The following is a 10,416-nucleotide window of genomic DNA, read 5'->3' on the forward strand; positions in this document are numbered from 1 at the left end:
CTTTGGACAGATGACAATTTTTGCCCAGCCTGTCGAGGACGACTGCTGCGGTTATGGCCATCAGCATGAGCATGCAGATGATGAAGTCGTTCAGCATGCCCAGTCAGCCAAAAAGCGTAAGCCTGACGCCGGGGGCGCTCAGGCAACGGCTGCACCACTTGCTCTTGGGGCTGCTACGGGCGTGATGACCCAGGTCTGGGGAGAATGGTCCCTGACCGGCGTATTGGGCGCGGCCCGGGGAATTCCGTATGTAGGAGCGATGATGTCCGCACTCTACGTTCCATCTGCGGGCGAGGGGAGTGACAGGGTTCCTGGCCGGGATGAATTCTGGTACGAGGAAGAGCTGCGGCAGAAAGCCATCACCGGGGCAAAAGCGACAACCCGGGTGAGATTCTTCTGGCGCCAGGATGAACAGGGCAACATGCGGGTCTATGGCGTCCATACGGGTGAAGGTACCCCGTATGAAGGTGTCCGCACAGCAAACATGGTGTGGAATAGTGAGCATAATCAATATGAGTTCACTCCAGCTCACGGTGCCGATGGTCCGCTGATTACCTGGACGCCAGAGAGACCTGAGGGCAGTGACCTTCCCTCACATACCGGCAGCGACATCAAGCCAATAGACCAGGCAACAATACTCGTCACGCCAATTCCTGACGGTAAAGATGAATACACGACACCACCTTTCCCGGTGCCGGAAGAACGCGATCTTAACGATTACATTCTGGTGTTCCCTGCGGATTCAGGGATTAAGCCGATTTATGTTTATCTCAAAACCGCGAGGGATGAGCCAGGTGTGGCAACAGGGAAGGGGGAGACGCTATCAGGTTCAGAGAAATGGCTTGAGGCTGCGAGCTCTGGTCTGGGGGCACCTGTACCTGCGCAGGTTGCTGATAAACTTAGAGGAAAACCCTTCCGTAACTTTGACCATTTTAGAGAAGAGTTTTGGCTTGCTGTGGCAGAATGTCCTGAATTGATGAGTCAGTTTAAAAGGGTTAACCAGATGGAAATAAGAGATGGGAATGCTCCTTTCAGCATAGTGCCAGAACAAGTTGGTGGAAGAAAAAGATTTGAAATACACCATATAGAACGTATTATTGATAGTGGGGCTGTTTATGACTTTGAAAACATGCGCGTAAACACAGTTAGAAATCATATTAATTTACACTCAAAGAAAAATAGGTGATTTATGGAGTTTAAGCCAAAGCTTGAGGATTATACAGAGGATGAGTTCAGAACCTTTTTAAATGAATTTTTCACGAACCCAAAAAAATTAAAAGGAAAAGAGCGGCAGCAGTATATAGATAATTTAGTTGCGCACTTTGACCTAATTGTAAATCACCCTGAAGGTAATGGATTGTTATTCTATCCCCCAGACGACCGTGAAGATAGCCCTGATGGGGTGATCGGGGAAATAATAAGATGGAGAAAATCCCAAGGGCTTCCACTTTTTAAAGATAGTTAAGAATTAATACCTGAACTCAATATGGCTATCTGATGAGATAATCTAACCAAACATTTCTGCTTGCACATTATGAGGAATGCAAAGCTGATTATGATTAACAATAGGTGTGTTAAAAACAAATTGGAAGATTATACTAAAAATAAATTCATGAAAATCTTGAATGAATTTTACTCAGAACATAGATCATCGTCATCACCTAAGGGTAACGAGCTAGAAACTTATTTAGATAATCTCCTTGATATGTTGACTGTACTGGTTGGGACCGGAGAAGTTAGTGACTTTATATACTACCCAGACACACCTGAAAATGATTCGCCTGAAGGTGCATTAAATGAAATAATTAAATGGAGAAAATATCAAGAGCTTCCATTATTTAAGGACTTCTAGGTCAAAGAATCATGAATAGAATATCATCATGACTGCTGCGTAACGGTCTTAATTTAGTAACAAAAATGGACTTGTTGGGGAATGATATTCGGAGTCGCTGGATATTATGGAGCGGACTTGGTTGCGGATTATATTGATGAAAATTAATTTCGATCGTTTATTTAGCAAAAAAAAAATAACCTTCAGGATATCTATTCTGAAAATACCTTTATCACAATCCCAGACTCAGAAAGAAGATACCCACCATTCTTTTTTGTTGGGAGCGGGGTATATGCATACTCAACCAGGTTCATGATTAAATCCGATGACTTAGCAAAGCTAGTTGATACGATCGAGGAAAGGTTCAACAAAAAGATAACCAGCAATAAAGCTATTTATTCGCTCAAAAACAGCACTCTTCACTATTATCAATTTAAAGAATTTGGTCAAACAGCAGTAGATATAATAACTAATGACAACAACCTCATTGATAATATTTACGCTTTATATTTAGAACCACCGCTACCGAGCACTGTATTCCCTAACCGGGATGTAGAAACATTCGGAAGTCTACAAGGCGATATAGAAGCATGGTGGAGTATATATTGGCACCCTTTCTGGGGGAGGCTATCTCTGGAAAAGAAAAAACATTACGTAGAGCAAAAAAATTTATCTAATGAGCTAAAGGAATTCCTACTTCTCCATAACTAACATCATTCCCGCAAAATGACTTTCGCCCAAGATGATCTCTGAGGTTTATGCCATGCGGTCTGGCGCAGACCAGTGTGAATGGTAAAATCGGCATCACGATTTCAACATAAATTTATTCACTATGGTAAATAGGAGACACGAAATGATAAATGTAACTGAGATGAGCGAAAACATTTCCAATTATACATAAAACGAATTCACCGAAATTGTAAGTGAATTCTATCCCGAGCAAGTATCAAAAAAATCATTAAGCAATACAGAATTAGAAAATTATTTGGACAAGCTTTTGGATAAAATCATTTACTTAGTTGGCTCAGTTACTGCGAGTGATTTTATATATTACCCTAACACCCAGAAGAAGACAATCCAGAATCCGTAATTAAGGAAATAAAAAATCAAGAAAAAACCATGGATTAGCTCTTTTTAAAGATTAATAAAACCACACAAAATGAATAGAAGGTAATTTATGGAACTTAAAAACTCATTTTCAGAATATACACAACAAGAATTTTTGCTTTTTTGAATGAATTTTTTAAGAATTCAAGAAAAGCAAAGCCAAAGGGGGAATCTCTTAGTGATTATTTGACAAAATTATCGAATCACTTTGACAAAATCACGGAGCATCCTGAAAAGAGCGATTTAATATTTCACCCAAAGGATAATTCAAAATGTACTCCAGAAGGATTGATTGAGGCAGTTTTAAACTGGAGAATATCCCAAAGCCTTCCTATTTTCAAAGATATTTAAACTAGAACGTTATAACCCTATGTAATTCCAAGAGTAAATGACACTTTATTAAATCCATAATTACAGACAGAAAAATATGTTTGAATTTATGCGTACGTTTAATGATTACACTGAAAATGAATTTCTCGAATTCTTACATGAATTTAGAAAAGCAACAAGGAAAGATAAGTTTCTAAAAGGGAAAGAATTAGATACTTACTTAGATAAGCTCATGTACCATTTCATAGTTATTACTGAGCACCCTAAGCAAGGAGACCTAATAGCCTATCCTGAATCACCAGAAGACGGGAACCCCAATAATATTATCAAAATTGTGAGGGTGTGGAGAAAATCTCAAGGCCTCCCACTTTTTAAAGACTCTGAAGCGGATTCTTGAGGTCTAAATGTCCAATAGAAAATCCCCATCGTTATATGAAATTCTCACTGGCAACTTTACAGGGGATCTTCCCCTTGAAGTTGTAAACGAAGAAGACCAGGTCATTTTATCCGTGCTGGATAACATCCAGCGTATCTTGAACGCCCGGGCCGGGACCATATCTCATCTACCAGATTATGGTTTGCCGGATATGACCAAAATTCTGCAAGGCATGCCCGGAACAGCCCACGAGCTAATCGATACGCTGGCCGGTGTTCTACTCAAGTATGAACCACGTTTGCAGTCCCTTAATGTAACTTTATTCGAACAGCAAGTGCCCGGGGAGCTGCGTTACGCCATAGATGCGGAACTGAGAGGTATCGGACTTGTACGGTATGGGACCGAGTTTATGCCAGAGGGAAAGGTGATGATCAGACACTTGAAACAGCAGCAAAATCTGTAAAAACATCAATTTATCTAATCAATTCATACCCTCATTTCCATATTCTCGGCTTAACCGACCGTGCAACCTCAACACATTGGTTTCAATTGCCGTCAACACGTTCTCCGGAAAATCTGCCGATAATGAAGTCTTCACGTTATCCAGTGCTGCGGGAATCATTCTGGCAAAGTCACTCAGGATTTCATGCATCTGCACTTCCGGGAATTTCAGTGCCTTTGCTGTCGCCAAAAAATGTCGCGGATAAATTTTATTGATTACCGTTTTCTGCCTTTGGATGCATTAAGCCCCATTGCCAGTTTGAGATCGCTGATATGTATTCCCGGGCCACCCAATACCGGAAATGCTGAAATGATGTCGTAAAATGGCGTGAGTCGATAACTACCGCCGGCCTAGATAAACACAGAGAAATTTTTCGCATGGCCGTCCGTCGCGCCAATCAACCACTGGAATACCTGGAATTTCATAAAATCATAACGATCGCGAAGCGCCTCGCTGGACCCCATTAAAAACGCCATGATCCGCGCGATGCCTGGGCCTCCGTCAGATTCATATTTCACCGATGAAGGTAAACCGAATGTCTGACACATATCCTCCTGCGGCAAGCGAAGTAAAACCGTTCGTTCAGTATTCCAGCGTCTGTCAAAGCGTTCGACCGCTAACGCGCGCACCTTTCCCGCTTTAATGATTTCTGCGTCGGGAACATTCAACCCGAATTCTTTTGCCAGCAGCAGACAGTAATACTCATTATCAACACTCTGACTGAGATCGAGCGTCGCGTTGGGCTGCCTGATTTCACCAATCGGCAATTTAATGATATGCGTCGTCGGCGTTATTCCTTTCGGAATGCACCAGTCATTGCCCATTCTGAGCAGCGCGGTCTTCTCCTGCGCGCCAGCAACCGAGATGCGAAAGTCATCTTCCTCCTAATCATGTCTAGCGGGATATCTGCTTTATAAGCCGTTAATACTTCTTCAAGTCTGGCTTCAGTAAGCTTTTCCCATGCCATTATCGGGCGCGTTACGGTTTCGTCTTCTGGTAATAACGTCACGGCGCCAACGCTGTCTCGCCCTATTTCTGACAATAAATCAAACGGTTGTCTGGATTTAGCATGATAACGTTTAACGATCCGGTCGCGTAAAATCGGGCTATCGGGTAACAGGTTATCGAAGAAGTTAAATACGGCATCAGAGGTGATATTCCCCCTCTGCAATGGCAGCGAAAGCGACAATGGCCTGGCATAACGGTTGGCTAACCACTCCGGCGCATACTTAAAGGTATGGGCACCGTTGGCCAGCTTCGTCAACTCGCCTACCCGCTGGTTGTTCATCCACGTGACAAGTTTAGGCATTACCACTCCAGATCTTGCTGATCAGTTGATTCTGGCGAGGCATTTTTCGTGTCGCATAGCGTCATTGATAGCTTAAGCGACAGTAATATCTTAAAAAATGTTGTTAGCGTGGTGTTGTCAGGGTTGTTTTCGAAATTGGAAATGGTCGCCTGTTTTATACCGATTTTTTTCGCCAGCTCGCTCTGCGTCCAGCCATTTTGCTGACGAACCAGTTTCATTGCATTTGCTAATTGCGTTGGGCTATAGATCATCGGAAAGCTTATCATGCCATACGTCCACAAGAAGTTTATCCGCTTTAGGGGATATTTTCAGTTTTATCCTTTAGTGAGGATAAAGTCAATCTGCAAACGCATTTTATCCGCTTTACGGGATAAACACTGCGATAGCCGCGATCGCGGATAAAAACGACCATACAGGTATAGTGCATCTCCACTACACCGGGTGGCGTCAGCCCCATTACCCCGATGCAGTCCATTTTCTTCTGACTTTTCTGTGTGTTTTGTGTGTATTTTAGCCAAGAATGTGATCAGTACCCGATATAGTGGATCACGTCATTGCCACCATACCTGATAGCGTGATGGCACGGTTAGGAAACTTTACCTGGTACAGTGTATCGTGAATGATGATCGGCTCTGATAACGCGATGATACTGAAGTGAAAGCTGTACCCTGTGTAGTGGATCCAGTGAAAGTGCGCACCCGGTATAGTGTGCTTCATGGCTGAATCGGAGTTTGCCGCAGGTAGCCCTGCGTCCACCATCATGACAGACACTGGTCGCAGGACTCGCGAGCCGTATGTAGGTAATCCACTATGCCGGGTGAATGATATGTTGATCCATGCTGACGGACAGCTGGTTATCCACAAAAACGGAGCATAACCTTGTGACCGGAATCCGGATAAGACGAGATAATCATCATTACTGCGGCATCACCAGTAAGGGGTAACCCTGCTCCTCTTTTACTTCAGTTTCTCTATATTCAGCATAAATTCAGACGTTCCGCTGATGCTGGAAGTCGACGGAAAGAACGGGAAGCTGCGGCTGTCACCCAACCCCAGACCCAACTGAATGTGCAGGGGTCCGACCTTATGACACTGGCGTGTCGCCTTGCTGTCATGGTGGTGTCGTATACGGTGCCGGACTGATGTGCAAGTATTATTGTCACAGACATTGCAGAGAACGGGAACAATGATGACTGTCGCTGAAAAGGTGAAAACATATCGTCTGAGAAAGGCATGGTCGCAGGAACAACTGGCTGAAGTCGCCTCTCTTTCTGTAAGGACTGTGCAGCGAACTGAAAAAGGCCAGAAGCCGAGTCTGGAAACACTCAGTGCGATTGCTTCAGCCTTTGATATAAATGTTTCTGATCTCTCGGAAGAGACTTACGTTGCCAGCCAGGCTCTTGATGAACGCATCAGCGAAGCCAAAATTCAGGTAGCACAGGAAACCCGGTTTTATCGGATTCTGGTTACTGCTGTTCTGGTATGCACAGCATTAATGATAATTAACTCTCTGTTTACCCCGGAAAGTTACTGGTCCGTTGTGGTAGCTGTTATATGGGGAGGACTTGTCATACTCAGGGGAATACGCGTGTTTATCATGCGAGGGAAAATCGCCTTATGGCAACAACGCAGGTTGCAGAAAATTCTTCGGTCAGGAAATAAAATATCGAATAACAATACCACTGAAAAGTAATGGTGTGCCGATTCACCTGTACTGAAAAAGATTAACTTTCGTAACTGGGACAACTTATGAATATTGCAATCTTTTTAAGAGATACACCTGTCTGGATATGGATCCTGCTGGCTTTTTTACTGCGACGCGGCTTTGCTGCTCTTTATGTCCGGGAGATGACAATCAGGCGGTTGTTTTTTCTCCCAGTGCTTTTTCTTGTCTGGGGGGCATATGGTGTTATCACTGAGACAGCACTTGCTGGCGCAAGCCTTTCAATGATGGCAGCAGGACTGCTCGCAGGCACGGCTCTTGGATACAGGTTGTGGCGCTTACAGCCACCGCTGAGAGATTCAGATAATCCGGGCATGATTATCAGGGCTGGGACGCCGCTGACCCTGGGGCTGATTGTGATTACTTTTTGCATGAAGTTCATACTTACTTCAGCCATTTATCTGCAACCGGGATTACGGTCATCCGCAAGTTTTTGTATGTTGTTTGGCGGTGTAACAGGACTTATTGATGGCGTATTCTGGGGAGGAACCCTGAGCCTTTTCATCCCTTGGTACAGCAGAAGATGATTAACCGTAACTACCGGTGATCGAAACCCAAAGGACCCGCTATTCATTGTTGTTGGCTCACGCCAGATGAAATTGAAATTTTCGCTTGTGGTAAGCGATGGTCGCACAGTTAGGGTATACCCCAAGGCATAAACGCTATAAGCGTTGTAGGATTGCTCTTGGATCTGTGACAATTGATAACTTACAAAAAGCTTTGCTTAAAATCCGTAAACCGTGGAGAACGAGCAATATCGTTATCCCGTCATTTATTTAATTAAATGTCTGCTTCACAGCAGACACTCAACAGCGCCGTCCGCGTCTATAACTGACCTATCGCGCTTAATGTTCTATATTGCTGTTCTGTTAACCGACTGGGGCCGAGTGACATTTATCGCAAGCCATGCCTAAGTGCGTACAATGAATCGCATAAAAAAGTAACTTATTGATTTTAAAGTACATATAACAAAAATTATGTTAAATGACACATCTGGAAGGCCTCGGTATGCACATTTCAATCTCCCTTGCCCCCCATTATTACGGCAGTCGGAGAAACAACGTTCTCTCCTGCGTTTGTGATGCTTTAAAACCATGATGCAGGTAAAAGCGTCGGGCAGTGTCAGTAAGTGCATGAACCATAATGGCGCGAACACCAATATTTTCAGCGACTCTATAGCATCGCAATACCGCATCATGAAGCAGATCGGCGCCCAGTCCTTTACCGTGGAATGAAAGATCGACCGCCAGACGAGCCAGGATAATCACCGGTATGGGGTCAGGCATATTACGGCGAATATTTCCCGTTGCTTCGACATGATTCACACTACCGGTTGCAAGTGAGTAATAACCAACTACACGTTTTGTCTCTTGCTTGCAGATAACAAACGTCCGCGCAGCCCCAAGCGCCTGATTCTTTAAGCCTCGGTGTTTTAACCATTCATCCAGAACAGCCTCACCGCTAACAAATTCCGCAAGTTGATGAGAACTCGATAAAGGTTCAGGCTGAGTTACAAATCCCACTGTGGTTTCCTTGCCAGAAGTTTTTCTAATGCTGGGTTAGATTCTACCGGTGCATCGATCATATCGATAAACTCGGCATACTGCTCCTCGTTCAAATTAAACACCCTGCGTTCAAGAATGACATTCTCTGCGGCCTGGCAAGCCATTTCGAGGATAAAATCCGTGCGCGACTTATGCAGAATTTCTGCTGCCGTATCTATCAGCGCCCGCTGGGATTCTCTGGCGCGAAGGTTGAGTTGGACATCTGATTTCATGGTAACACTCCGTATAGCATTTGCTATACAGCATAGCAGATTATTGCTGTGTAGCAATTACTATACATAGCGGATAACTGAATCTTTCACCAGAGTGTTACTGACTAAAGGTACTTAATGTTGGCAAGACGGCTGCTGCAACGGATGGGTAAACTATCAGGATGTTGTAACTACGTAATTTTTATTTAAATTCGGGGGCGTTTACTGCCCCCGAAGACGCATTTAACCATCAGAAGCGGTACTCAATCCCTGCGCCAATGGCGTAGTTATAGTTTTGAATACCCGCAGCATCATTGTAATGTTCAGAGTCACCTGTGACTTTATCACGTACAGCTGTGTCACCCCTGCCTTCAGAAAAACGCGTCCAGCTCAGTTCAGTGAAGACACGAGCCTGAGAAGTAATGTGATATCCCGCATTGATAGTCCCTGAGTAATAGTTTGAATTACTGGCACTTTCATTAAAACTCAAGTCACGCAGGTAATGCTCATCATGGTCACGCGCTTCTACCCACGGACTGAATTTAAACTGGGCTGTGATATCAAAATCCTGGTAAATATATTGACCCTTCAGCCCTAAGTAAGGCACCCGGTATTTCTGCTGGTAACCAATGGTACGCTCACCTCGCGGGAAATCGCCCTCATTAGCACCATTATCATAGGAATAATGCCCGCCCTCGGCCAGCCAACTAAAACGGGTTTCTTGATACCCCACCAAAGCACCGAGCTTAAAGCTATCTTCTTTCAGCAACCAGCCAGTAAGGTTCAGATCAAACTGGTTGGCAAAATTCAGGTGCGTGTCAGGACTGCCAGACCAGTCACTCCAGTGGCTTTGCGAAGGATAAGACCAGTCATAATCATCCATACCTGAACCGCGAGATGCCAGCGTTGTCCACCCATTAGCATTCAGCGACAACCATGATAATGGCTCCCAGGTAATACCTGCTTTAATAATCGGCGCATTGTTTATTTTCCAGTTAAGCTGGCTTGCTTTAACCCCTTCATCATAAACAAATTCGCGAGACTCCCCGTTTAACACCGAAAGGGAAGTTTCAACTGACACACTCTCAGGAGAAAAGTTAACGCTCTGGTCAGCATATGCCAATGGCGTTAATGCAAGTAAACCTGCCCCGGTAAGTAATACTCTTTTAAACATCGCTTTTACCCTTATAACCTGGTGGATATGCCTTATGACTGACATCAGCGCACCGATAAATTTTTCAGTTATACCTCAGCAGCAATTACTACTGACTAAATGATGGAAATGCTGTCATTTATGGATATATTTAACCTGATTGGACTATGATATTTTTACAGCCCATAATGCCATACATCCCGCGACTGCAATCAATCAAATTATGCAGAATTACGTGGTTATTCCACATTTTAAAATAGAACATTCATTGACATCAGAACAAATTAAGGTAAAACCCCTAATAAAAACTCAAACAACGTAACTCAAAA

11 protein-coding genes and 2 pseudogenes are annotated in these 10,416 nt (G+C 43.9%); 8 read left to right on the forward strand and 5 right to left on the reverse strand.

Annotated features, from left to right (window positions below; all coding sequences use genetic code 11):
- Positions 1–358 precede the first annotated feature (358 nt).
- The 5 genes and pseudogenes from D9741_RS23645 to tssE form a co-directional block, all read left to right on the forward strand.
- Positions 359–1,186, forward strand: a pseudogene (locus D9741_RS23645) (S-type pyocin domain-containing protein); the annotation flags it as partial.
- Positions 1,187–1,189: 3 nt separating this feature from the next.
- A complete protein-coding gene (locus D9741_RS19905; protein ID WP_130210710.1) occupies positions 1,190–1,465 on the forward strand; it encodes a bacteriocin immunity protein in 276 nt (91 codons plus the stop codon).
- Between the two features lie 678 nt (positions 1,466–2,143).
- Positions 2,144–2,542 (forward strand): hypothetical protein, encoded by a 399-nt coding sequence (locus tag D9741_RS19915; RefSeq protein ID WP_130210706.1) that lies wholly within the window; start codon positions 2,144–2,146, stop codon positions 2,540–2,542.
- Between the two features lie 823 nt (positions 2,543–3,365).
- On the forward strand, positions 3,366–3,665 hold the full coding sequence (locus D9741_RS19925; RefSeq protein WP_130210704.1) for a bacteriocin immunity protein: 300 nt from the start codon (positions 3,366–3,368) through the stop codon (positions 3,663–3,665).
- 7 nt (positions 3,666–3,672) lie between these two features.
- Entirely contained in the window at positions 3,673–4,107 is a 435-nt protein-coding gene (gene tssE / locus D9741_RS19930; RefSeq protein WP_130210702.1) for a type VI secretion system baseplate subunit TssE, read from the forward strand.
- A gap of 18 nt (positions 4,108–4,125) precedes the next feature.
- Here the strand turns inward: tssE and hipA are convergent.
- Both hipA and hipB read right to left on the reverse strand, forming a co-directional pair.
- Positions 4,126–5,455 (reverse strand): annotated as a pseudogene (gene hipA, locus D9741_RS19940) (type II toxin-antitoxin system serine/threonine protein kinase toxin HipA).
- The gene (gene hipB / locus D9741_RS19945; protein ID WP_130209497.1) at positions 5,455–5,721 is read right to left on the reverse strand and encodes a type II toxin-antitoxin system antitoxin HipB; all 267 of its coding nucleotides are present in this window, start codon (positions 5,719–5,721) and stop codon (positions 5,455–5,457) included. The pseudogene hipA and the gene hipB overlap by 1 nt, the downstream one beginning before the upstream one ends.
- 449 nt (positions 5,722–6,170) lie before the next feature.
- Here hipB and D9741_RS23410 point away from each other — a divergent pair, with 449 nt between their 5' ends.
- From D9741_RS23410 to D9741_RS19955, 3 genes are all read left to right on the forward strand, one after another.
- The gene (locus tag D9741_RS23410) at positions 6,171–6,332 is read left to right on the forward strand and encodes a hypothetical protein (protein WP_165382765.1); all 162 of its coding nucleotides are present in this window, start codon (positions 6,171–6,173) and stop codon (positions 6,330–6,332) included.
- Positions 6,333–6,644: 312 nt separating this feature from the next.
- A complete protein-coding gene (locus tag D9741_RS19950) occupies positions 6,645–7,148 on the forward strand; it encodes a helix-turn-helix domain-containing protein (protein ID WP_130209643.1) in 504 nt (167 codons plus the stop codon).
- 56 nt (positions 7,149–7,204) lie between these two features.
- A complete protein-coding gene (locus tag D9741_RS19955) occupies positions 7,205–7,705 on the forward strand; it encodes a DUF6622 family protein (protein WP_130209499.1) in 501 nt (166 codons plus the stop codon).
- Between the two features lie 513 nt (positions 7,706–8,218).
- Here the strand turns inward: D9741_RS19955 and D9741_RS19960 are convergent.
- From D9741_RS19960 to D9741_RS19970, 3 genes are all read right to left on the reverse strand, one after another.
- Positions 8,219–8,701: a GNAT family N-acetyltransferase gene (locus tag D9741_RS19960; RefSeq protein ID WP_130209501.1), complete on the reverse strand. Its 483-nt coding sequence runs from the start codon at positions 8,699–8,701 to the stop codon at positions 8,219–8,221.
- Positions 8,689–8,955, reverse strand: a complete 267-nt coding sequence (locus D9741_RS19965) for a DUF1778 domain-containing protein (RefSeq protein ID WP_130209503.1) — start codon at positions 8,953–8,955, stop codon at positions 8,689–8,691. The genes D9741_RS19960 and D9741_RS19965 overlap by 13 nt, the downstream gene beginning before the upstream one ends.
- A gap of 229 nt (positions 8,956–9,184) precedes the next feature.
- Positions 9,185–10,108: an omptin family outer membrane protease gene (locus D9741_RS19970; protein WP_130209505.1), complete on the reverse strand. Its 924-nt coding sequence runs from the start codon at positions 10,106–10,108 to the stop codon at positions 9,185–9,187.
- Between the last annotated feature and the right edge of the window lie 308 nt (positions 10,109–10,416).

Source organism: Escherichia sp. E14V7 (assembly GCF_004212225.1).
Lineage (GTDB): Bacteria > Pseudomonadota > Gammaproteobacteria > Enterobacterales > Enterobacteriaceae > Escherichia.

What these genes read in the sequence shown, in the direction of transcription:
- D9741_RS19950 (WP_130209643.1), top strand. Translation starts at nt 6,645, where the DNA reads ATGACTGTCGCTGAAAAGGTGAAAACATATCGTCTGAGAAAGGCATGG.
- D9741_RS19925 (WP_130210704.1), top strand. Translation starts at nt 3,366, where the DNA reads ATGTTTGAATTTATGCGTACGTTTAATGATTACACTGAAAATGAATTT.
- D9741_RS23410 (WP_165382765.1), top strand. Translation starts at nt 6,171, where the DNA reads ATGGCTGAATCGGAGTTTGCCGCAGGTAGCCCTGCGTCCACCATCATG.
- D9741_RS19955 (WP_130209499.1), top strand. Translation starts at nt 7,205, where the DNA reads ATGAATATTGCAATCTTTTTAAGAGATACACCTGTCTGGATATGGATC.
- D9741_RS19970 (WP_130209505.1), bottom strand. Translation starts at nt 10,108, where the DNA reads ATGTTTAAAAGAGTATTACTTACCGGGGCAGGTTTACTTGCATTAACG.
- D9741_RS19905 (WP_130210710.1), top strand. Translation starts at nt 1,190, where the DNA reads ATGGAGTTTAAGCCAAAGCTTGAGGATTATACAGAGGATGAGTTCAGA.
- hipB (WP_130209497.1), bottom strand. Translation starts at nt 5,721, where the DNA reads ATGATAAGCTTTCCGATGATCTATAGCCCAACGCAATTAGCAAATGCA.
- D9741_RS19965 (WP_130209503.1), bottom strand. Translation starts at nt 8,955, where the DNA reads ATGAAATCAGATGTCCAACTCAACCTTCGCGCCAGAGAATCCCAGCGG.
- tssE (WP_130210702.1), top strand. Translation starts at nt 3,673, where the DNA reads ATGTCCAATAGAAAATCCCCATCGTTATATGAAATTCTCACTGGCAAC.
- D9741_RS19915 (WP_130210706.1), top strand. Translation starts at nt 2,144, where the DNA reads ATGATTAAATCCGATGACTTAGCAAAGCTAGTTGATACGATCGAGGAA.